This window comes from Streptomyces sp. NPDC101165 (genome assembly GCF_044768135.1).
Classification (GTDB): domain Bacteria; phylum Actinomycetota; class Actinomycetes; order Streptomycetales; family Streptomycetaceae; genus Streptomyces.
In genome coordinates this window covers 98,606-120,802 of record NZ_JBIWPG010000012.1, presented here as the reverse complement: position 1 = coordinate 120,802, position 22,197 = coordinate 98,606, and the positions used below count along the sequence as shown (strand labels likewise).

The window sequence follows — 22,197 nt, the reverse complement described above, 5'->3', positions numbered from 1 at the left end:
GGTCCTGGAGCCATGGTCTGCTCAACTGCTTTGACCGCATGGCTCTCCGAGCCCCCTCGCGTGCCCCGCCCGATCAGGCGTGGAACGCCTCGAACTTCACTGCGGGACCACAGACGTTGAACGTGGCCGCCGAGCCGCTGCCGTTGACGACCTTCACCGTGCGGCCGACATCCTTGGGCAGAGCGATCTCCACCTTCGAAGCCTGGACCCCGCACACCTCGCGGGCCGACTGGCTGCCCTCGAAGTTCAGGTCGGCGTAGAGCACGTCGGCGGTCGCGGTGGCACCCGGCGCCAGGTCGACGGCGTCGGTTCCGGCCGCGGAGTTGTCGGTCTCGATCGGGTCGCTCTTGCCCTGGTCGTCCTTGGCGACGAGGCTGGTGGCGCCGACGATCGTGCAGGCTTTGCCCGACGTGTTGGTGATCTTCACCGTGGCGGCCGCGGGCTCGGACTCGGTCGCGTGCTTGGTGGCTGCCACGAAGGTCACGCTGGTCGTCTTCGCGGTGCAGGCGACGATCGTGCCGCCCTTGCCGCCCGACGTGCCCTTGCTTCCCGAGGTGCCGGAGCCGGTCGAGCCGCTCGACGTGCCCTTGCCTCCGGTGCTGGAGTTGGCGGTGTCGCCCTGGGACTTGCCCGGTGTGCTCTTGGCCGTGGCGGTGCCGGCATTGGACGGGCTGTCGGCGGCCTTGCTGTCGTCTCCTTGACATGCCGTGAGAGCCAACCCGGCGACAAGCATGGTGGCGGCGGCGACCGCGGTACGAACTCGCATGAAGATCCCTCCTGAATGACCGTTCAGTAATTGCATGCGAGGAGACGCGGGTGACACCGTGCTCCGTTCCGTGCCGGTTCATGACAAGGGTCACAGGCCTGGACGCGGGGAGAGCGGCAACCACCTGGCAGATCCTTCCGTCGGCCCCGCGCGGCCCGCGCCCACCACCGAGTGACACATGGTCAACTCCTTGCAGGTCAGATGCGGGTGACGTGCCGAAGTCCCCGGTGCCGCTTTGCGTATGACCAGGTCACCGCGGTCATGAGGGCCGGAACGGCGAACAGCGGGGCGTAGACGAGGCCCCAGACGGTCTGTGCCGCACCGCTCGACATGTACGTCTGGCTCTCGACCGCGAAAGCGACCACGAGTTGCCACAGCGCCACCAGGACCAGGACGGCCGAGGCGGTCCGGGCCAGCGTGGCGAGGGTCCGGGGCCGCAGCGGTCGCCACCGGTCGCTCACGAGGAGCAGCGGGAACAGGGCGGCCAGCTCGGTGAGTACGGAGAGGCCGATGACGTACGCGACACCCCAACCCGGGATGTCGAAGACGTCCCGCAGGACTTGGTCGCTGTAGCCGACGTAGATGCCGGATGCCATGGCGATGCGCCACAGGCCCGACGGGACGGCGCACAGGGCGATGGCGTGCGCGGCACGACGGGCCCAGACAGGTGCGGGGGCGGGGAGAGGGGTGGATTCTGTCGTCATGACACACATGCTGTGCGCGGACATGGCAGACCCGCTTCGTCCGCTGCGGCAGACCGTCTCCCCCGTGCGGCGGAGGGTGTACCCGCTTGGGGGAGGACCTGAGTGGACCTGAGTGGACCTGAGTACGGATTCGGTTGCGACGAACCCGGTGAACGTTCCCGGCCACATCACTGGGCGGTGTCAGCCCAGAACAGGGTTGCCCCGAAGATTCGCGTCCCCACATGGCCAGGGCCCCTCGTCCGGGGCGCCCAGCGGAGTGTGGAAGGTGAGCACTTCACTGCCCAAGGACACGACGACGCGACCTTCGCCCAACAGCAGTGCGCGGCCTATGACTTTCCGGTCGTCGTCCATCGCGAACAGCTCGTGCGCGGTCAGGTCCGCGTCCACGGCGAGGAGCTTGCCATCCCGCCAGAACACCGTGGTGCCCTCGCTGTCCATCGCGGGATACGACGTGTAGTAGCCCGTCAGCGAAGGTCCGTCCACCAGGGTGTTGCCCGGTGCGAGCCGCCGGAAGCGTGATCTCGACGGCAGGACGTTCTCCAGTTCGGGGCCACGGACGGTGCCCCGGTCGTCGACGAGCATCGCTCCATGGCTGGCCCATCGCGCTGTTTCGCCACCATCTCGGCCGTAGCGGCCCGTCGTGAATGCGCCATACCCCTGGGACCCGATCAAGAACTCGCCCGGACCCGCGATCGCCTTGTGTCCCGTCGGAGCGGGGGCGGTGGCCGAGACGATCCGGCCGCTGTCCAGGTCGAGGAAGAACACCCTTCCGACCCCACTCCTCGTGTCGTTGAAGCCGGCCCCGACCCGGTCGCCCGACACGAGCAGCGGCTCGCAGTGATCGACTCCGACTTCCTTCGGCACCCAGGGGCGATGCGGACGCATCGCCCACCCGGTGTCCCGACCCACCTCCACCCCACCCGGATGCGACACCGCACCGAGCAGGATCGGCGTCGACCACAGGCTCGTTCCGTCCCGCGTGTACCGGGCCACCCGAGGCTGCGGTACCGAGGCCTGCCGGCTTCGTGCCCTCCGAAGCAGGCGGGAGCCGTCGGCCCAGGCGACACAGAAGCCGTCATCGAGCAGGACGAACGCGCCGACCTCCTCATCGGGGCCGCAGTCCGGGCGGACGGTCGGACCAGTGGATCCATCCGGCAGGATGCCCTTCAGGAGCCAGCCGTCCTGATCCGGGTATGCGACCCGGAGCATGCCGTCCGCGGACAGACGCGCACTGTCCGTCAAATGAAGTGCTCCAGCTCGGGATTGGTGGTGGGCTAGTGTCCTGGTCCCTGCCGATCCTTCGAAGGAGAGTCATGTCCATTCCCGGGCTTCCCCAGCCCGCGCCTGGTGAAGCGCTGTTGGTCTGCACGTGCTACGAGGATGGCAAGGCTCTGTGGGGTGGATTGCTCAACGAGATAGGGGGTCGCCGCGAAGGCGACGTGCTCGTCCTCGCGGGCGGTCAGGTGCGGCTCCGCCTGACCGAGGATCGCAGATGGGATGACCTGCACGGCGGCAACGTACCGGCGTTTGTCCCGAGCGGTGGCCTCGTGCCGCCGGTCGTCGTCCTGGCGGACATCCCTGTGGTGTACGGCGGGGACGGGCCGTTACTGGTGGACCTGGCAGCGATACCCGGGCGCGGTGTCCGGGTTCCGTCGGCCCGGCTCGGCGAGATCCTGACCGCTCTGCTGGGCGGCGCGCTCGCGTTCGGCGACCTGGTGCGCGACATGGACAAGTACGGCATGTACCAAGGTGACGGTGGCCGGCCGGCCTTCCCCACGCCGACGACGCCGCCGCGCCGGTCCTTCTCGGCACTGCCCTCCACAGCCGCGGCCCTGCTGGTCCGAACGTCCTTCGACAACGAGGACGGCTGGCGCGCCCTGCTCGACGAGTTGGGCGGGGCCGACGAGGAGGGCTGGGTCGGCGCTGATCCGGACACGGATGAGATCGATGTGGAGAACTACCCGTTGGAGGCGCTGGTCGTCGACGACCGGGCCTTCGAGGACCTCCTGCCGGGCCAGGTCCCGGCGCTGACCCCGCCCGGGGAGCACACCACCCTGGTCGCGCTCGCCGACGCCAGGACCTTTGCCGAGCCCGGCCGACCGCTGACCGTCGTCGATCTGTACGACACCCCGGGGCAGACCGCTGTGTTGCCCTGCAGCATGGTCGGATCGATGGCCTGCAACCTGGAGATCGGCAACATGGACTTCCACGACTTCATCGCCGAGGAGGGCATGGAGCCGTGGTGGGAGAGATGATCGGGAGATCATGTGACCACTGGGCTGCGGCGATGGAACGGATGACCGACGTGCCCGAGGGTCTCGCCCAGCCTGCAGATCCGGCCCAGGCGAACGACTACGACAGTTTCGCAGAGGCGTACTCGGCGGGCACCGAGAACAACCTCGTGAACGCGTACTACGCGCGGCCCGCGATGGTGGCCCTCGCCGGAGACGTGGCCGGCCGTCGGATCCTGGACGCCGGCTGCGGCTCGGGCCCCCTGTCCGCTGCGCTGCGCGACCGCGGCGCCGTCGTCACCGGCATCGACGCCAGCGCCGGGATGCCGGCGTTGGCCAGGCGGCGGCTCGGGGACGACGCGGACCTGCACGTGGTCGACCTGAGCGACCCGCTGCCGTTCCCCGACGGTGCGTTCGACGACGTGGTGGCGTCGCTGGTGCTGCACTACCTGGAGGACTGGGGCCCGACGCTGGCCGAGTTGCGGCGAGTGCTCAGGCCCGGCGGCCGACTCATCGCGTCGGTGGACCACCCCTTCGTGGCCTACACGATCCAGGATCCTCGGCCCGACTACTTTGCGACCACCAGCTATACCTTCGACTGGACGTTCAACGGGCAGTCCTTCCCGATGAAGTTCTGGCGCAAGCCGTTGCACGCGATGACCGATGCGTTCACCACCGCCGGTTTCCGCATCGCCGTCATCAGCGAGCCGCAGCCCGACCCGGCCGCCCGTGAGCTGTTCCCCGACGACTTCCATGACCTTTCGACCAAAACAACCTTCCTGTTCTTCGTCGTCGAGGTACCGCTGTCGGCTGTGGACTCGGACGACTAGGCAGCCCTGATCCGCGCCCGGTACAGGACGTCCGGTACGGGCCGTCCGGCTAGGGCGTGGGTGAAGCCTCGGTGAGAGACATCCAGTGCTGGACCGTGTCCTGGTGGGAACCGGTCGCCGTGCCTGCGGCCACCGCCTCCGCGTCAGCGACGGAGCACGGCACCCCTGCGCGGGTCAGCAGGAGGAGCGGCCACTCGGGGCCCGGGCCGGTCCCGGCTCCGTCGAAGGCGGTCCAGTCCCAGGGCCCGTCGAACCGCCATGCCCGTCCTGCGGCGTCGGCGACCTCGTCGCCCAGTTGGAGAAACGCGTACGGCCGCATCAACAGATCGAAGGTGAACGGGATCCCGTCGCCCGGGTGGATGGTGTAGCCCGAGCCGTCGAGATGACTCTCGTCCGGAAACTCACGATACGACAGGCCGCGGCGCAGCACAGTCACGGTCAGCCGGGGGCGTGGCAGCCAGCCCGTCTCCAGCGGAGGGTCGTGGTGGTCGACAGCCGTCACGTGGACGACGGTCGGCGGCACTCCGATCCGGCAGACGTCTCCCGCCGCCAGGTGCTCGGGCGGCGGGTCGGTCCGAAACAGCTCCGCCTCCACCTCGGGCGCGACGCGCCCGCCCTTGTCCACGCCCAGGGCGACGATTCCGTTCCAGTGAATGAAATCGCTGTCGCTGTCGATACACCACCATGGCCACCTCACCGAGACGTGATCCCACGTCACGCCTCGCTCGACTGTGGCCGGCGTGAAGGGGCAGGCGACCGACAGCACGTCACCGGCCCGGAAGTCCCCCGCATACCTCATCGGGCCAGGCTAGAACGGGCACCGTCCGCGATCCACGCGGGCCCCGGGGGACACTTCGGGCCGCTCGACAGATCAGCGCGGCGTCGCGCGAGTACGCGTGCAGTCATCTGTCGCCGGGGATTGCTCTCAGGATGGTGCGCGTCCAGTCGGCAGGGGTCGGGGTGGTCAGGCAGGCGGCGAGGCGGTCGGTGTGGAGGCGGCGCTGCGCGGGGCTCATCGTGAGGGCCCGGTGGAGGGTGTCGACCAGGTTCTGCGGTGTGCCCGGGTCGGTGAGAAGGGCGGCCCTGCCCAGGTGTTCGGCGGCGCCGGCGCGTCGGGACAGCACGAGGACGCCGGTGCGTCCTGCCGCTGCCTGGCATACGACGTACTCCTGCGCCGTGAGGTTCATGCCGTCGGCCAGGGACGTCACCCAGAACACGTCCGCCGCAAGGTAGTTGTCCACGATGTGCGGGAAGGGCAGCGATCGGGGCACGTATTCAACTGGTTGCCAGGCAGGGGTACCCCAACGGGAGTTGAGACCGCTGATCGCCTTCTCCAGTTCGACCCGGGTCCTCTCGTAGGCCTGGATGCCCGGCTCGGGGGGTGGGCAGATCAGCCGGAAGCGTAGGTGGCCGTGAAGCGCCGGCACCTGATCGAGCAGAGCCGCCAGTGCGCGAATCTTGAGCACGGGTGCCTTCGCGTAGTCCAGTCGCTCGACGGAGAGGACCAGTTGCCCACCGCTTCGCGGAGGACACCGCGCTGAGCGTGCGCGGGCGTGGGCTTCCACAGCCTGGCGGTCGATCCCCAGCGGATGCACCCCGGTACGTGGCGGGCACGGGGCGTTCTCCAACAGCCGTTCGAAGTTGTCGGCACAGGTGGTGGTGTGGAAGCCGGCCCAGTCCAGATGCGCCAGCGAGGCCCGCAGTTGATCGGCCGTGGGCAGTCGCCCGAAGGTGTCCGGGTCGGGGAACGGGGTGTGGTGGAACATGCCGATGTTCACGTCGGGGCGGCGCGGTTTGAGCAGGCCGGGGACGAGCCACAGGTTGTAGTCGTGCAGCCAGACGGTCGCCCCGTGCGCGGCGTGGGCGTCGATGTGCTCGGTGAAGGCGGTGTTGACTTCCTCGAAGTCGGCCCAGTGGCGTGCATCGTGACGGATCAGCTGGGGTTCGGAGACCAGGGCCGGCCACAGCGTCTCCTTGCACGCGCCGTGGAAGTAGCCCGCCCAGGTTTCGTACCGCACGGGAAGCAGAGCCAGTGGGAGCGGGGTCGGCGGCGCCGGACATGCGCAGTGTGTGTAGCGGGTGTTCGGGCTGGGGGCCGGAGGGGTGTCCTGGTCGGTGACGAGGGCGGCCGCCCACACGGCGTCCTGGTCGCAGCAGCGGGGGTCCAGGGCGGAGGCGAGCGTGGGAAGGATGCCGTTGGGGCTGGCCGGGGGCTGCCATCTGCCGTCGCACCATTGCATGGGCGGGCGGTGGTAGCCGACCACCACCCGCGAGGGCCGGTCGATCCAGCCGAGGCGTTCCATGGCCGACAGGATGGCCGACGCACCGTTCAGTGCCGGGCGATGCACGCGCGCGTCGAGGGGCACGCGGGTGCCCAGCCCGGGTTCGGCGTTCCCCATGAGCACACCGTGCGCACCGAGGCCGAACAAGGAGAGGTCATTCAGAGAGTCGCCGGCAACTAGCAAAGCAGAGATGGGCCAGCCGAGCGTGCGGGCGAGTTCCCGCACGGCTGCTCCCTTGCTCGCGTTCGCCGGCAGGACATCGAAGTAGCGCCCTGCGGAGTACGTCCACGAACAGCCCAGCTCTGCCACCGCCGCCTTGAGGTCTGCGGTCAGGTGCTCAGGGGCCAGGTAGAAGGAGCATCGTCCCTCTTGGACGACTCCGTCCTGGTGGACCAGTCCGTCAAATCTCGCCAAGGCAGACAGCACCGGGTCCGCGCCGGGCCATCCGGCACGCAGCCGAGCCTCCAGAGCGTCGACATGGCTCAGCTCAGCGGCGTCGATGACGCTGGCCCCGACATCGGCGACGATCCATCGTGGCGACGGCACGAGCGGATCGCTCTCCAGTTTCGAGCGTACGGAGTGCAGTGAGCGGCCGGTCGCGAAGACCACGGTGATGCACGGGTGCAGGCCCAGGAGGTGACGCAGTCTTCGACGTGCGCGGTCATCACCTTGTAAAAGGGTTCCGTCGAGGTCGGTGACCAGCACACGGCCGGCGCTGGGTGACGGGTGCGGGCCGGCAGCGCGGTCGGTGCGGCGATGCGGGCTGTACGGGGTGCGCGGGATGTTGCCCATCACTTCTCCTTGACGGTGACACAGAGTGTGTGATCAACAACACATAGTGTTACTTTCTGACGGAAACCGCGCGCCGGTAGCGCCCCGCCGAGGGCCAGATGAGATGAGGTTTGCGCCTCGGGCACATCGAGGCGCCGCAACCCACCCGGCCGAACAGCCCCGGAGGTGCCATGGACGAGACTGATCCCGCAGTCACCGAGCTGGTGTCCTGCGCACGCAACGTGCGCGCGGAACTGGTCACCCATCTGCTGCACAGCGACGATCCGCGCGTGGCCCGGCTCGGACGTGCCATCCAGGAAATCCAGAGGACCAGCTCCGGCTCCCCGCCGATGAAGCCGTCCGACGCGGGTTGCGTCATCGACCCGATCACCCACGACCCGGCCTGGTGACGACCGCCCGATCGGGTGGAGGACCCGGCCCAAGAGACCAGATCGCTCCACGCCGGCCGGGACGACACCAACACCGCTCGGTCACGCGACCCGTCGGACACGCTTCAGTCGTCGACGGCGCCGGGGGCCAGGGCTGGGGCGGGGAAGGCGTGGCGGACTTCGCTGCCGGACCACCACACGCCGATGGCGAAGACCGCTGCAGCCTCCAGCAGCGCCGCTCGCTCCAGACCGCCGCACGGCAGCGGGGTGCAGCCCATCGACGAGATCAACTCCCTTGTCACAGAGTCGGCGGGCGGGGCGTCCGTGCAGAAGGGCACCGCCAGCGGAGCACCCTCGAAAGCCGGTTGCGGCAGGGTCCAGATGCTCTCGTGGCAGATACCGAACACCTTGGCGACATGGGCAGAGGGCGCGGCCGCGGCGATGCGCAAAGCGGCCGAGTCCGAACCTCCGGCAGTGGACAGGACCGGGCCGCCGTCGCTGGAGGGCTGCATCGGCACCGTGCAGTCGAGGACGGTCCGTCCGGCCAGGTCCGCTGCCAGTTCCCGGGCCAGCTGCGGTGCGGCGTCGGCCGGTACGGCGAGCAGTATCGCCTCGCCGTACCGCGCCGTCTCGGCAGGGCCGCCGTGCGCGGCGACCCCGATACGGGCGGCCGTGGCGGCGGCGGAAACGGCGTTGCGGCCGCCCACCATGACCTCGTGTCCGGCCTGTACCCACGCCCCGCCCAGTGCTGCTGCCATGGCGCCCGTGCCGAGAATGCCGATGCGCATCGTCCTGCTCCCGTTCGCGTCTTGGAATGTCATGGCCCGGACGCTAGGCGAGCCGATGCACACCGTCCGGTAGGCATCGGGCGGGGCAGGATGTCCGCATGGGACAGGTGGATGGGGACGGGGACGACCTGGGCGGGGAACCGTTCGCGGCGGACTGCCGGGCGCGCATCGCCGTCGAGGTACTGGCCAACCGCTGGGACAGCGTGGTCGTCTACGTCCTCGGCGAGGCGGGCGCGATGCGGCCGCGCGCGCTGCTGGCCCGGATCGGCGGGATCAGCCCCAAGGTGCTCAACGAGGCGCTGCGGCGGCTGGAGTACAACGGCCTGGTGCGGCGCCGTCGTTACGCAGAGGCCCCGCCCCGCGTCGACTACGCCCTGACCGATGCCGGCACCGCCCTGCTCACCCCGATCCGCGCCCTGGGCGCCTGGGCGGCGGCCTACGGAGACGACGTGCTGGCGGCACAGGACTGCTTCGAGCAGCGCCAACGCGTTACGGACGGTCCAGCGGACGACGACCGGTCGGACACGCTCTAGTAGGAGCCGCCGCGGAAGAGGATGCTGCCGTAGTGGCGCGGGCGGTCACCGCGTTCGTGGGCCGTGTCGGAGCGGTCGGCCGGGGCCGAGCGCCGGGCGAGGGCCCGGAGAGTCGACAGCCCGGCCAGCACCTGGTCACGGTGGTGAGCGGACTTCATCCAGGCGGGCAGCCGGGCGAACATCGACATGGTGGGGGAGGCGTGACGCTCGCGCAGCCTGGCACCCACATAGGCGGCCAGGGCGTCCACATGCTCCTCGTCGTAGGCCCACAGGATCCGTCCCGCACAGTGGGTCTGAAGCCAGAGCGGCCGCCGGAAGAAGGGGTCCTCGGTGCCGCCGACCACAGCGCCGACCAGGCCGTTACCCCGCTGCTCGGCAGTCCATTCCGCCACCGCGCCGCAGCCGGCGCAGCTCAGACGGCGGGGCAGGTAGAGCAGTTCACTGAAGTACTTCGGCGATGCGAGACCGGGCAGGGGCACGACGAGTGCGCGACCACCGCACCTCGGGCAGACCACGAGCACCCGGCTGGTGAACCGGACCAGCCACATGCCGTGATCGTGGTGGCGGACCTGTTCGGGACGCGCGGGCTGGGAGCTCATGCGGGACACCCTGCCAGACCCGACCGACCTTCCGTACGGCGCGTGACCGTTTCCCGACACCAGCCGGGCCACCGGGCACTAACCTGATCCTCGATCAGCGACCACCCTTGCCCGGCCGCGGACCGTCGCGGGGGAGTGGGCTGGGATCATCGGTCACCGGGGGGACGCATGGCCGAGCAGAAGCAGCGGGACCACGGCGAGGGAGACGTCGCGGGGCTTCGGGCCTGGGCCGCCGTCGCCGTTCGTCAGGCGCACGAGGTGTGGCCCCACGCGCGGAAGAGTCCGCAGCCGGCCGAGTTGCGGGTCGTGACCGAGCATCTGGCCACCGTCGAGAGGCTGTTACCGGCGGAGGACCCGGCCCGGGCGGCCGTTGTGCCCTGGCTCGGGCTGCTGATGAAGGCGCGGCTCAAGGGCCGGCCGCACGCCGATCCGCGGGAGCGGGCGGCCGCCCTGAGCCATCTCCGGTGGACCGACCGGGCCAGGCCGCTGAACGACCGGCTCGCCATGATGGCCCGGGGCAACCTGGCCCAGCTGCTCATCCCGCCGGGCATTCCCCCGGAGGTGCGCGACGGCTCGGGATCGCCCGCCCTGGCCGAATCCCTGCGGGAGCAGTTGACCGAGGCCCTGAACCTTCTGGCCCGCATCGTCGCCGGGGACCTGACGACGCGGGAGAGCATGGTGGCCGCCATGGAGAGCGTCGCGACAATGCTGTCCTTGCTCCCCGGCCCGCCCGAGGGGAGTTCGCCGTCTCCGCCCCAGGAGGGCGACGATGGCGAGGAAGCGCCCGGGCCGGCCGGTGCGTTGCCCAGAGGCGGGACTGTTGAGCAGGAGCAGGCCGACGCCGTCCAGGCGGTGGTGGAGTGGGCGCGCCGCGACGCGGTGCGTTTCGCACGCCTCCTGGAATGGCTGTGCGTCACCGTGAACAATCCCCGGGTCGCCATGACGGACGCAGGCCGGGAACTGGCGGATCTGGGCCTGGACCAGCCCGAGTTCGCTCCGCTGCGCGAGATGCTTGCCGCACTCAGATCGGACGGGCAGGATTCCGGCTCGCTCGTCGAACGCGTCCGCAGCGCCGCGCAGGCCGCCAGGGAGGTGTTGCTCGCCTTGCCCGCGAACGCACCCGAGCGGATCCGCGTCGCCAAGTTCCACGCGGCCCTGCTGGTGGCAGGAAACCTCCGGAAGCCCGAAACACTGGACTTCGGCGAGGTCGACGCGGCCGCGTTGCGGCCGGACCCCGACCCCGCGGCGCGTTCGGCGTGGCGGCGAGTGCTGAGCCTGGAACTGATCCTTTCCACCTCGATCGACAACCTGTGGGTGTCGAACGGCGAGATAGCGCGCGTGGAGCGGAGCGTGGCATGGCTCCAGGAGTGGATCGACGCCCTTCCGGCGGACGGGGCGAACGCCGCGGCCGCCCGGCGGTACCTGACCGTCCTCCTCACCCATCGCGTCGCCACCGCCGCCAGGCTCGGAGGCAGCCTCCAGGACGGCGTCGCCGCCCTGTCGATGGCCCAAGGGCTGTCAGCCACCGATGAACGCGACGAGGCCCAGGCGCTGTTCAGCCTCCTCGCCGGCTTCCAACTGGCCCGCCGCAGCCGGGACCAGGCAGCGCTGGCCCGTACGACAGAGGACCTGATCCGGACGCTGAGCGACCGGTACGCATCCCCCGCGCCCGACGCGGGCACACGCTTCGTCATCACCGGCACGCTGGGCCTCGCCCACGGCGAACGTGCCGCCCGCACCGGAGACCAGACCGACCTCCGCGCCGCCGCCCGGTACCTGCGGGAGGCGGTGGAGACCGATCCGGCCACGATCCCGCCGCTGTTCGCACCGTACTTCCCCACTACACGGGCCCAGCTGATGACCGATCTGGCCAGGGTCGACCCCCGCAGGGAGGTCGTCGACCGCGCCATCGCGGAGGTCCACCGGGTGATCGAGGATTCGCGGACGTCCCCCTGGGACGAAGCCCAGCTGCGGCTCGCCCTCGGCCAGGTCATGCTCCACGCGACGACCCACCGCAGTGACCTCAGCCTGCTCGACCCGTGCATCGCCGAGCTGAGTCGGGTCCGCCTCCTGGCCGCCGAAGGCCAAGGTATGCCGTTGAACGTCGAGGTTCTGACGGAGCTGTCCAGGGCTCACTGGATGAGCGCGGTGACCGGTGGCCCGCGCGCGAGTGAGGACCGGAAGGCGAGCCTGGACATCCGTCGCGAGGCACTGGAGCTGATGGCGGCCGATGTCCTCCTTCAACTCGGCGCCGAGCACGCCCTGTCGGTGGCCCGGGCGGCGACCGGCCACGTGCTGTGGCTGGCCCTGCGGTGCGCCGAGGACCGCCGCCCCGCCGAGGCCGTGGAGGCGCTGGAGCTGGGTCGGGCCCTCGTGCTCCAGACGGCCGCGGCCGCACACGGCGTGCCCCGGCTGCTGGTGGACCGGGGTCACTCCGACCTGGCCGAGCGGTGGCGGGCGCAGGCACCGCGGCATCCACTCCAGCCGGGTCCGCCCGACGATGATCGGGTTGAGGGGGACGCGGGCGAGGGGCGTCCGGGTGAGGGGGAGGCCGACGAGGGGCGTCCGGCTGAAGGGGAGCCGCGCCGGCCGAGGAGAGCGGCCGCGGTGGCGGCTCCGGCCCCCGGCGCTGAGCTGCCGAGCAGCCTGCGGCGCAAGGCGCTCGCCGCACTGGGGGCGGGAAACGGCACCGGCGCGCGGGAGTTGCTCGGCACTCCGGACGTCGCCGCACTGACCGCCGCGCTGGCCGCCTCGGGGGCCGATGCGCTGGTCTACCTGGTCCCCGGCGAGGGCTTCCGCCCCCACATCCCGGGGCATGCGCTGATCATGCGCCCCGGCGCCGCCGAGCCCGCGGTGCTCGACCTGCCGCTGCTGCTCTCCCCAGGCAGCCACCAGCTGGAGCGTTACCTCGCCGCCGCCGCCGACCGATCCCGCAAGGCGGCCGACCCGGACGCGTCGGGTGCGTCGCGGGAGGCCGCCGAGACGGAATGGCAGGCGGCGCTGAGCGAGCTGTGCGACTGGGCCTGGCCCGCTGCCGTAGGGCCGGTCCTCGACTCCCTGGAACCCCTCGGCCGGCCACCCCGGGTCGTGCTGATCCCCTGTGGCCCCCTCGGCGTCGTCCCCTGGCATGCGGCGCGCAAGCACATCCCGCTGGGGGGTCACCGGTACGCCTGCCAGGACGCGGTGTTCAGCTACGCCCCGTCCGGGGCGCAGTTCCTGCGGGCCACCGCCCGCGACCGGCTGCCCTCCACCGGGCGCCGGGTGCTGGTCACCGACCCGGGGCTCAGTCTGGTGTGGGCCGAGATCGAGACGGAGGCGCTGCGTTCGGCCTGCTACCCGGACGCCCGGCGCTACGGCGAGTTCGTGGCGGGCGAGGGCGTGCCGGATGCGCCGGGGAGCTGCGAGGACCTGCTGGCCGTACTGCCGGGCGGCGGTCAGCCGGCGGCGGTCGTGCATGTGTCCTGCCACGGCGTGGCAGGACCGAGTCCTACGCGATCAGCGCTGTCGCTGGCCGACGGCGAGCTGACCGTCGCCCGGATCCTGGACCACGCCGCGGCCGCGGCGCCCGGCCCGGACGGCCCGCTGGTCGTGCTCAGCGCCTGCGAGACCGACCTGAGCACGGGCGACCACGACGAGGCACTGACCCTCTCCACCGCTCTGGTCGCCCGGGGCGCGGCCGACGTGGTCGGCTCCCGCTGGGCCGTCAACGACAGCGCGACCGCCCTGATGATGGCCGCCTTCCACCACCTCCTCACCAGCCAGGACCTCGCTCCCGCCGACGCGCTGCGCGCCGCCCAGCTGTGGATGCTCGACCCGGACCGCCGCCCCCCGCCCGGCCTGGGCGACCCGCTGCACCGCGAGGCCGCCCGCGCGGACCTGCAGGAGATCCACCTGTGGGCCGCCTTCACCCACCAGGGCAACCCCGCGGCACGCTGAGCCCCGCCCGCGCTGCTGCTTCTCGTGAACCTTCACGGACCTCAAGATCCGTGCTCATCCACGAGGTCCCAAAAAAATCCGGACGGAGATGTCGAGAACCCGTGCTTTGCTCCGTCCCCGTGGTGAACGCGACCACAATGGGTCGCACGAGCACCGAGGAGAAACACGATGGCCAAGTACCTGCTGCTCAAGCACTACCGAGGCGCCCCGGCCGCGGTCAACGACGTGCCCATGGACCAGTGGACGCCGGACGAGATCACGGCGCACGTGCAGTACATGCAGGACTTCGCGGCCCGGCTCGAGAAGACCGGCGAGTTCGTCGACGGTCAGGCACTCGCCCCCGAGGGCGCATGGGTCCGGTACGACGGTGAGGGGCGCCCGCCGGTCACCGACGGCCCGTTCGCCGAGACCAAGGACCTCATCGCCGGCTGGATGGTGATCGACGTCGACAGCTACGAGCGCGCCGTCGCGCTGGCCGGGGAACTGTCGGCCGCCCCCGGGGCGGGCGGGAAGCCGATCCACGAGTGGCTCGAGGTGCGCCCGTTCCTGGCCGCGCCGCCCACCATCACGGAGTGACCTCGCCGATGAACGAGGCCCTGCTCAGGAGCCTCACGCCGAGCGTGCTCGGCATCCTCGTCCGCCGCGGAGCCGACTTCGCGGCGGCCGAGGACGCCGTACAGGACGCGCTGGTCGAGGCGCTCCGCGTCTGGCCGGACGACCCTCCGCGGGACCCGAAGGGCTGGCTGGTCACCGTTGCCTGGCGCAAGTTCCTCGACGCGACCCGGTCGGACGTGGCCCGCCGCCGGCGCGAGGACCTGGTCGACGAGGAGCCGGCGCCCGGGCCCGCGCCCGCGGTGGACGACACGCTTCAGCTCTACTTCCTGTGCGCACACCCTTCGCTGACTCCGGCGTCCGCGGTCGCGCTGACGCTGCGCGCCGTCGGCGGGCTCACCACCCGGCAGATCGCCCAGGCCTACCTGGTGCCCGAGGCGACCATGGCGCAGCGCATCAGCCGGGCCAAACGCACCGTCTCCGGCGTCCGCTTCGACCAGCCCGGCGACGTCGCCACCGTGCTGCGCGTCCTCTACCTGGTCTTCAACGAGGGCTACTCCGGCGACGTCGACCTCGCCGCCGAGGCCATCCGCCTCACCCGGCAGCTCGCGGCCGCGATCGACCACCCCGAGGTGGCCGGGCTGCTCGCCCTCATGCTGCTCCACCACGCCCGGCGCGCCGCCCGGACCGGGCCGGACGGCAGCCTGGTACCGCTGGCCGAGCAGGACCGCGGCCGGTGGGACACCAAGCTGATCGCCGAAGGCATCGAGATCCTGCAGGCCGCCCTCACCCGCGACCGGCTGGACGAGTACCAGGCCCAGGCCGCCATCGCCGCCCTCCACGCCGACGCACCCACCGCCGAGGAGACCGACTGGGTGCAGATCGTCGAGTGGTACGACGAACTCACCCGCCTGACCGACAGCCCGGTCGTCCGGCTCAACCGCGCAGTCGCCGTCGGCGAGGCCGACGGACCGCGCGCCGGGCTGGCCGCGCTCACCGCACTGGACGCTTCACTGCCCCGCTACACGGCGGTGGCGGCCCACCTCCACGAGCGCGACGGCGACCTGGCGACGGCGGCACGCCTGTACGCCGAGGCGGCCCAGAAGGCCCCCAACCTCGCCGAGCGCGACCACCTGACACGCCAGGCCGCCCGGCTCAACTCCCGCCGGTGACACAGCCAGGCCGCGCCCGGAATGCCCGCAGCACTCGGCGCGGCCTGCCCCCTGGCCAGACCGGTCGCGCCACAGTGAGCAGGCAGGTCGGAACCAGCTGCACGACGCGCTGCCGACCGGCAGCGCTCAATGTGCCGGTGACCTGCAAGGGTGCGAGTGGCGTGGCACGGGCACGCTGAGTAACCGGTTGGGGAGGGGAGCCCTGGCTGACTAGGCTCGCGTCATGAGTGGACCGGTGTTGGTGATTGAGTTGGCGGAGCCTGTCCCACCCGGATCAATCCAGCAGCTCCGGGAACTCCTTGTCCGCTCCTCATCTCACTTTGAAGAGAAACGGGTCGGCGAGTATGACCTGAATATTCACGCGGACAGCCTCGGCATAGCGGACACGGCGGGCGCCGACGGACGTCGGCCTGTCATGGTCTCTCTCATGGGACCCGGCATCGGCGACGAGGCCATCTTCGAGGCCGAGCACGCCGACGAAGTCGACCAGGAACCCCTCATCGGCTTCACCCCGACCCACGCCGTCGACGTCATAGCGTTCTGCAACAGGCCCGTTGACCACGTCGTCACAGCCCTGCTCACCGCTGCCGTCATGGACGTGATCGGCGGTGTCGCCAACGCCGAACTTCGTGAGGATCAAGTGCCGATTGTGGCCGGCCTTCCGGGCATCGTCGCGACGATGACAGATCCGTGGCCTGCTGCGTACGGCTCGGCAGAATTCCTCAGAGCGTGGGCTCGACAACCCGGTTTCCGGCTCCTGAAGTAGACGTAGGCCAGCCAGTTTCTAGGCCAGAAGTACACGCTTTGAGTGTCTCGACGGGCGATCTTCGGTGTGATTCCGCGGCTACGGAGGAGTCGCCGATGCTTGTCGAAGTCGTATCCGCGGTCGGCGAACAGCCACTTGGGCCGGTGGCGGGATCGTCCGCGTCGGCCGCGGATGCGGGGAATGGCATCGATTAGGGGGATCAGTTGGGTGACATCGTGTCGATTCCCGCCAGTCGGCGACACGGCGAGCGGAGCGCCGCACTGGTCGACGATCAGAATGAGTTGTCCATCTCCAGCGATCCGGCGGACCGGGGCTCGGTGAGCAGAGCGGCGTATAGACGCGGACGGATTCCGGCTTCGGTCCAGTCCCGGATGCGTCGCCGGGCCGTGACGCCTGAGCAACCCGCCACTTGAGGTGGCACGTCACGCCGGGCCACTCCGGTGGGCAGCACATGGAGGATGCCTGCCAGCGCGGTGCGATCGAGTATCCGGTGCCGTCCTGTGTGCCGGTGCCGCCGTTCGGAATGCCGGGGTAGCAAGGGAGCCACGCGTTCCCACAGGTCATCTGGCACAAGATCGCCGTTCATGGCCGGAAGCGTGTCAGAGGAACCCAGTTGAGGTGCGGCAATCAGCCCGGCACACTCGCCCGATGGCCCACGCCACACAGCCCGGCAGCTGGGACGGGCCTTGGTACCGCGTCCGCACAGAGCACCCCGGGTTCCTCGGCCAAGCCACCTCATTCTGAAACGATCAGTAACAGCACCCCCGAAGACACCGGCCATCCAGCCGCCACTCACGGTGCACGCCTCACGGAAAATGAGCCAGATCCGTATGGCCGCCACCCCGGTCGTGCAGGCGGCCAACGCGGCCGAGAGAGGCGATGGCACGGAGCAACGCGATGTCCGATCTGCAACAGGACTGCCGTGCAGGCCATGGCGGGCCCCGGTGACAACACGGTCAGAAGCCGGGGGCGGAGCCGGCGAAGAACCACAAGGCGGCCGTGTACCACAGCAGTGCGATGGCGGTGACCAAGGCGCCGCCGGCGGCCGGAAGTGCCCAGCCGGGCAGTCGGTGGCTGCGTACCACCAGCACCTTGGCGACGAACACGCCGTACAGGACGCAGCCCGCGATGGAGTGCACCGCCACTCGGCTGCTCGTGAACGCAACTCCGTAGGCGGTGATGCACTGGTAGGCGATGGGCAGCGATAGCAGAAAGGCAAGAAGGCCGATGAGCCGGTGTGTGGGCTGCACCTGGTGCGGCGCGGCGCCCGCTCCCGGTAGGCGCCGATACATCCACAGCCCTAGCAGCAGTTGGACGATCGCGAGTGCCATCAGAGCGCAGCCCAGGCGCGCCTTGAGATCGATGACGCCGACTCCGTGCTGCCCGAACAGGCCCTTGGTGTAGTCGGGTGTGTGCGTGCGGCCGAACACGCACACACCCACCGTGACCGCGACCGGCAGCAAAGCAGCCAAAATGACCGTCACCGTTCGTGGGCGCCGCTTCTGCGCGCCCGTGTGCCCGGTCATCAGTCCCCAATCAATCGGGTTCGACCTTGCTGCCGGATGCGCTTACGACCTGCCACTGTGGCCGCGAAGCAGTGGTGCGGATGCCCGGTGCAGGTGACTTGAGTGATGCCGTTGGAGCGCTTCGAGGTGCTGATCAGGCTGCTCCTGGCGACCGGGGTGGCCTTGGGCGTGCCGGAGGTGAGCGGCGGCGGCCAGGTACACGCGCATGCTCCGCCGCTGGCCGGTGTAGTCGGCTTGGCGGCCTCTGGGAGGGGGAGCATCCGCCGCTTGGCGTCATCCAGGATGGGGCGGAGCTTGCTGAAGTGCACCGTGGCCACGCCAGTGGCGGCGGCCGGGCTGCCGGGTGCGGCCGAGCCGATGCATACGTGGATGCCCCTGGCGCAGGCGCACGAGGTCATCCGGCTGGGACGGCCGCTTGCAGCAGCAAGCGGCACGACGGAAACCGCCGACACTATCGCCGCGGCCGTTCCTCTCATGAGCGCTCCATGGTGTCGGACAGCGCATCCGTGCAGCCGCGGGAAACGACCCCAGCGGATCTCTTCTCCCAGTTGGCCCCGGGTGCTCGGAGCCTGTCCACTCCAATTGGTCTGCCTGGGCAGTCGCTGCTCCATTGGTGAGGTCCCCGTTTGCCTGACGTTGGCTCGTCAGAGACAGGCCCCTTCCATCCCCGTTCAGGTCAGTACATGCGAAAACGCAGGCTCAACCACCGGATGCGGCACTGATTCAGTAGGCCGCGGTGGGCCATTCCCTCAGTAGCAACGGCAGCCGTGCTGCTTCGTCACCGTCGCCCGCCGAACTCCCAGTCGTGGACCTCTACGTCCGCGTACCGGTCCGCGGTCAAGACGGCCCGCGCCGTGTCCGGGTCCGGGGACCGGACCAGAGCCGCGGTACCCAGCCAAGTGGTGGCATCGTCCGACAGCAGTGGCCCGAACGCGATCAGCTCGTCCCGGTCGGGCGGCACGACGAGGTCGACGGTCTGCCCCGAGCCGAGACCGAGCACCAGGTACCGATTGGCACCGGTCCGGTCGCCGGGGTAATCCCACATGGTGCGCCCCAGCATGTTGCGCCACCGCCGCAGGAGCACGTCCCGGTACACGCCGGCCTGGTAGTTGGGCTCCTCGAAGGCGAACGCGCGGGCAGCGGCGGGATCGGGCAGGTCGACGATGTGCACGCTGCCGGAGGGCGTGTCGCCGTCGTCGGCGAAGGTGGGGCCGCGAGCGATCATCTCCGTCGCGTACCGGTCCATGTAGGACCAGTGCTCTTCCAGCAACTCGTCGCGCAACGCCACGGAACCGGCCCGGTCACGGTGGTAGCAGAAGAATTCCATGACCACAGACCCTTCCCCATCCCAGGGCAGCATCTCAACTGGCTTTGGCGACGGCCATCGCATCGGAGCCACGACCGACCGGCGCACGCAGCTGCCGATGGCGATGCCAGTGATCGACGGCAGCCCGGAGAATCTCAGAGCCGCGCTCGAAGGCACCCTCAAGCGTCTCGGCACCGACTACATTGACCTCGGGCTGTCCGTGGCGCCCCCGGAGATGATCCACCGTGCTCACGCCGTTCATCCGATCGCGGCACTGCAGTCAGATCGAGCGGTTGAAAACTCTTGACAACTGATCATGTGCCTGACAGCAGTGGCACTGCACCACTCCCACGAACGGCACCACACCTCGAAGGGGGCGATCAGCGCATGAGCAATCCTGAGAGCGCGGGATACGATTACGACGTCGTCATCAGCGGAGCCAGCCTCGCCGGCAGCGCCGCAGCGATCTTGCTCGCTCGACGCGGTGTCCGCGTCGCACTGCTGGAACGGCGCTCGGACCCGGAAGCGTACAAGGTGCTCTGCACCCACTCCCTCCAGGCCTGCGCCTACCCGGTGCTGGACGAACTCGGCCTCGTCCCCGCTCTCGAGCAGGCCGGAGCCGTCCGCAACGAGCCCCGCTGGTACACCCGCTGGGGATGGATCGAGCCGAGGGCCGCGCCGGAGGGCCCCGAGCTGCCGTACGCGTACAACATTCGGCGGAGCACCCTCGACCCGTTGATCAGGTCCCATGCGGCAAAGACCTCTGGCGTCGATCTGCTCCTCGGTCACCAAGTGACCGGGCTGATCCGGGAAGCCGGGCGCACCTTGGGAGTGCGTGCGTCGACACCACAGGGCGAGCGTGAGATCCGGGCCCGGCTGGTGGTCGGCGCCGATGGCAAGGACTCGGCCGTGGCGAAGTTCGCAGGGGTGCCTGCTCGGCTGCACGAGAACGCGCGGTTCGGCTATCTCGCGCACTTCCGCAATCTCCCGCTGGACGGAGGGAAGGGGCACGCCTGGTTCCTCGAACCCGATATGGCGTACGCGCTTCCGAACGACGACGGGGTGACGGTCATCGCGATGCTCCCGGACAAGAAGCGGCTGCCGGCCTTCCGGGAAGACCTGGAGGGCAGCTTCTTCGAATTCGTCCGCGCCCTGCCCGAGGCGCCGCCCATCGACTCCGCCGAACGCATCACGAAGATCACCGGCACGGTCAACTACCCGCTTCTCAGCCGCGAGCCCACCACGCCAGGCGTCGCGTTGATCGGCGACGCCGCCCTGACCGGCGATCCCCTGTGGGGAGTGGGGTGCGGGTGGGCTCTGCAGTCCGCGCAATGGTTGGCAGAGGCGGTCGCCTCGGCCGCAACCGGTCGGGGCGACCTGGACAGGTCCCTCGTGGTGTACGCACGCACACACCGGCGCCGGCTGCGCGGTCACCAGTACTTGGCCGCCGACTTTGCCAAGGGCCGTCCGTTCAATCCCCTGGAACGGCTGATGTTTTCCGCGGCAGCGCGCGATGAGTCGATGGCGCGGCACATGCATCTGTTCGGTTCCCGCCTGATCGGTCCGCTGCGCTTCTTGAACCCCGTGGCACTGGCGAAGGCTTCGGCCATCAACATCAAGCATCGCGGGGCGGCTGCGCCAACGGCGCACCTGTCCTACACGGAGTCATGATCGGCTCCCCTCCCACTCCACTCGCTCTCGGCAGCTTCCGCGCCCCATCCGATACGTGGCCACCCCGCGCTGCAGCGACGCGCCCTCGGCAAGGGCCCCAGGGCCCCCGAAACGGCCGCTTCAGCTCATCGGCGTCGCGCAGCGCCGCGCACAGGACCGTTCACGGCCTGCCCCTCGTCTCATGGGATAGTCGTGCGGTAGCTGGGGCTTGGTCCTGAGTGTCGCGAAGCCGCGGAGGCTGACTATGCATTCCTTGACCTTCGTCATCGGTACGGGGCGCAGCGGCTCGACCGCGCTGTCACGCATCCTCAACAGCCACCCTGACGTACTGAGCCTCAACGAGTTCATGGCCTCTGTGGGCGATGCCGCCTTCCCCGAAGGGAGGGTGAACGGTGAAGAGTTCTGGCAGTCGCTCTTCCAGCCCGCCCCGCACTTCGAGCGGATGATCCGTAGCGGGCTGCCGCTCCCGGAATTCCTCTACACACGCCGCCCCGGGAAGTACGCGACAGAGACCACCGGTATTCCTGCGATCTCCCTGATGGTGTTGCCTCATCTCACCGACGATCCGGACGGGCTCCTCGACGAGCTCAACGCAGCGGTGGTCCACTGGCCCGAGGGCACCGCCGCTGAGCACCATCGAGCTCTGTTCGGCCTGCTCTGCGAACGGTTCGGACGGACCGCCGTCGTGGAGCGCTCCGGTTACTCGACGGGCTGGGCAGCCGGACTACGGGCCACGTTCCCGGAGGCGAGGTTCGTGCACATGTTCAGAGACGGGCCGGACTGTGCCCTGTCCATGAGCCGTCATCCCGCATTCCGCACACTCTCCCTGCTCCGCGAGATCAAGACACGAGCAGGCGTCGAAAGTCTCGCAGACCTGAGAGACGAGCACGTGCGCTCGCTGCCCGCGGACCTGTCGCCCCTGCTCGGCGAGCGCTTCGACCCCGCCCTCGTACGCGACCGGGACATCTCCCTGCGGACGTTCGGCACCCTGTGGTCCGAACTCGTCACGGAGGGAACGGAGTTCCTCAGCCACCTTCCCGCCGACCAGCGCACCACACTTGCCTACGAGGACCTCCTCGACAACCCCGCCGCAGAGTTGACCCGCCTGGCCGAGTTCGTCGGCGTCGACCCCCTCCCGCAGTGGCTACTGACCGCATCCGCACTGCTCGACCACAGCCGACGCGGCTCCGCCCGCAAACTGCCGGCCGATGAACTCGGCGAACTCAGGGAGAGTTGCGCTCCGGGCATTCGCGTTCTGGCGGGGTGACCGATCCGGCGACAATCCGGGGCAGCGGCCGTTCCAGTCGACACCGTCGGTGGTGCACGGGTGAACCGTCAGCCGCTGCCGCGCCGCACCCCACCCCTGCTGCGCCTA

19 protein-coding genes and 2 pseudogenes are annotated in these 22,197 nt (G+C 70.0%); 11 read left to right on the top strand and 10 right to left on the bottom strand.

The genetic code is table 11. From position 1 onward, the window contains the following. Positions 1–73 precede the first annotated feature (73 nt). From ACIRVH_RS26190 to ACIRVH_RS26180, 3 genes are all read right to left on the bottom strand, one after another. Entirely contained in the window at positions 74–766 is a 693-nt protein-coding gene (locus tag ACIRVH_RS26190) for a DUF4232 domain-containing protein (RefSeq protein ID WP_403957459.1), read from the bottom strand. 197 nt (positions 767–963) lie between these two features. Next, positions 964–1,479, bottom strand: a complete 516-nt coding sequence (locus ACIRVH_RS26185) for a hypothetical protein (protein ID WP_403957996.1) — start codon at positions 1,477–1,479, stop codon at positions 964–966. Between the two features lie 171 nt (positions 1,480–1,650). Then, positions 1,651–2,235: a hypothetical protein gene (locus tag ACIRVH_RS26180; RefSeq protein WP_403957456.1), complete on the bottom strand. Its 585-nt coding sequence runs from the start codon at positions 2,233–2,235 to the stop codon at positions 1,651–1,653. A gap of 548 nt (positions 2,236–2,783) precedes the next feature. Here ACIRVH_RS26180 and ACIRVH_RS26175 point away from each other — a divergent pair. Continuing rightward, on the top strand, positions 2,784–3,725 hold the full coding sequence (locus tag ACIRVH_RS26175) for a DUF6924 domain-containing protein (RefSeq protein WP_403957453.1): 942 nt from the start codon (positions 2,784–2,786) through the stop codon (positions 3,723–3,725). Positions 3,726–3,757: 32 nt separating this feature from the next. Next, on the top strand, positions 3,758–4,531 hold the full coding sequence (locus tag ACIRVH_RS26170) for a class I SAM-dependent methyltransferase (RefSeq protein WP_403957449.1): 774 nt from the start codon (positions 3,758–3,760) through the stop codon (positions 4,529–4,531). A gap of 49 nt (positions 4,532–4,580) precedes the next feature. Here ACIRVH_RS26170 and ACIRVH_RS26165 read toward each other — a convergent pair whose 3' ends face one another. Next, on the bottom strand, positions 4,581–5,330 hold the full coding sequence (locus tag ACIRVH_RS26165) for a hypothetical protein (RefSeq protein WP_403957447.1): 750 nt from the start codon (positions 5,328–5,330) through the stop codon (positions 4,581–4,583). Between the two features lie 103 nt (positions 5,331–5,433). Continuing rightward, positions 5,434–7,605, bottom strand: a complete 2,172-nt coding sequence (locus ACIRVH_RS26160; RefSeq protein WP_403957444.1) for a trehalose-6-phosphate synthase — start codon at positions 7,603–7,605, stop codon at positions 5,434–5,436. A gap of 170 nt (positions 7,606–7,775) precedes the next feature. Here ACIRVH_RS26160 and ACIRVH_RS26155 point away from each other — a divergent pair, with 170 nt between their 5' ends. Further along, positions 7,776–7,994, top strand: a complete 219-nt coding sequence (locus tag ACIRVH_RS26155) for a hypothetical protein (protein WP_403957442.1) — start codon at positions 7,776–7,778, stop codon at positions 7,992–7,994. Positions 7,995–8,098: 104 nt separating this feature from the next. Here the strand turns inward: ACIRVH_RS26155 and ACIRVH_RS26150 are convergent, their stop codons facing one another. Further along, a complete protein-coding gene (locus ACIRVH_RS26150) occupies positions 8,099–8,794 on the bottom strand; it encodes an NADPH-dependent F420 reductase (RefSeq protein ID WP_403957439.1) in 696 nt (231 codons plus the stop codon). A 65-nt stretch (positions 8,795–8,859) separates the two neighbouring features. On the opposite strand from ACIRVH_RS26150, the gene ACIRVH_RS26145 reads away from it, so the two are divergent. Then, the gene (locus ACIRVH_RS26145; protein WP_403957436.1) at positions 8,860–9,294 is read left to right on the top strand and encodes a winged helix-turn-helix transcriptional regulator; all 435 of its coding nucleotides are present in this window, start codon (positions 8,860–8,862) and stop codon (positions 9,292–9,294) included. Here ACIRVH_RS26145 and ACIRVH_RS26140 read toward each other — a convergent pair. Beyond that, on the bottom strand, positions 9,291–9,893 hold the full coding sequence (locus ACIRVH_RS26140) for a hypothetical protein (protein ID WP_403957434.1): 603 nt from the start codon (positions 9,891–9,893) through the stop codon (positions 9,291–9,293). The genes ACIRVH_RS26145 and ACIRVH_RS26140 overlap by 4 nt on opposite strands. Before the next feature lie 168 nt (positions 9,894–10,061). On the opposite strand from ACIRVH_RS26140, the gene ACIRVH_RS26135 reads away from it, so the two are divergent. The 4 genes from ACIRVH_RS26135 (at position 10,062) to ACIRVH_RS26120 (ending at position 16,319) form a co-directional block, all read left to right on the top strand. After that, complete coding sequence (locus ACIRVH_RS26135; protein ID WP_403957431.1) at positions 10,062–13,829, top strand: CHAT domain-containing protein; 3,768 nt, start codon at positions 10,062–10,064, stop codon at positions 13,827–13,829. A 168-nt stretch (positions 13,830–13,997) separates the two neighbouring features. Further along, positions 13,998–14,405 carry a YciI family protein gene (locus tag ACIRVH_RS26130; RefSeq protein ID WP_403957428.1) on the top strand — a complete coding sequence of 136 codons (408 nt, stop codon included), beginning with the start codon at positions 13,998–14,000 and terminating at the stop codon, positions 14,403–14,405. 8 nt (positions 14,406–14,413) lie between these two features. Then, a complete protein-coding gene (locus tag ACIRVH_RS26125) occupies positions 14,414–15,553 on the top strand; it encodes an RNA polymerase sigma factor (protein ID WP_403957993.1) in 1,140 nt (379 codons plus the stop codon). 223 nt (positions 15,554–15,776) lie between these two features. Then, positions 15,777–16,319: a DUF6368 family protein gene (locus ACIRVH_RS26120; protein ID WP_403957426.1), complete on the top strand. Its 543-nt coding sequence runs from the start codon at positions 15,777–15,779 to the stop codon at positions 16,317–16,319. A gap of 47 nt (positions 16,320–16,366) precedes the next feature. Here ACIRVH_RS26120 and ACIRVH_RS26115 read toward each other — a convergent pair. From ACIRVH_RS26115 to ACIRVH_RS26105, 3 genes and pseudogenes are all read right to left on the bottom strand, one after another. After that, positions 16,367–16,905 (bottom strand): annotated as a pseudogene (locus ACIRVH_RS26115) (transposase); the annotation flags it as partial. A gap of 370 nt (positions 16,906–17,275) precedes the next feature. Continuing rightward, entirely contained in the window at positions 17,276–17,845 is a 570-nt protein-coding gene (locus ACIRVH_RS26110) for a DUF6529 family protein (RefSeq protein WP_403957424.1), read from the bottom strand. A 778-nt stretch (positions 17,846–18,623) separates the two neighbouring features. Next, positions 18,624–19,172, bottom strand: a complete 549-nt coding sequence (locus ACIRVH_RS26105; RefSeq protein ID WP_403957421.1) for a YciI family protein — start codon at positions 19,170–19,172, stop codon at positions 18,624–18,626. 112 nt (positions 19,173–19,284) lie between these two features. On the opposite strand from ACIRVH_RS26105, the pseudogene ACIRVH_RS26100 reads away from it, so the two are divergent. The 3 genes and pseudogenes from ACIRVH_RS26100 to ACIRVH_RS26090 form a co-directional block, all read left to right on the top strand. Beyond that, positions 19,285–19,437 (top strand): annotated as a pseudogene (locus tag ACIRVH_RS26100) (aldo/keto reductase); the annotation flags it as partial. 101 nt (positions 19,438–19,538) lie between these two features. Beyond that, positions 19,539–20,822, top strand: coding sequence for an NAD(P)/FAD-dependent oxidoreductase (locus tag ACIRVH_RS26095; protein ID WP_403957418.1), 1,284 nt, complete (start codon positions 19,539–19,541; stop codon positions 20,820–20,822). 244 nt (positions 20,823–21,066) lie between these two features. Continuing rightward, positions 21,067–22,089: a sulfotransferase gene (locus tag ACIRVH_RS26090; protein ID WP_403957416.1), complete on the top strand. Its 1,023-nt coding sequence runs from the start codon at positions 21,067–21,069 to the stop codon at positions 22,087–22,089. Positions 22,090–22,197: the final 108 nt, after the last annotated feature.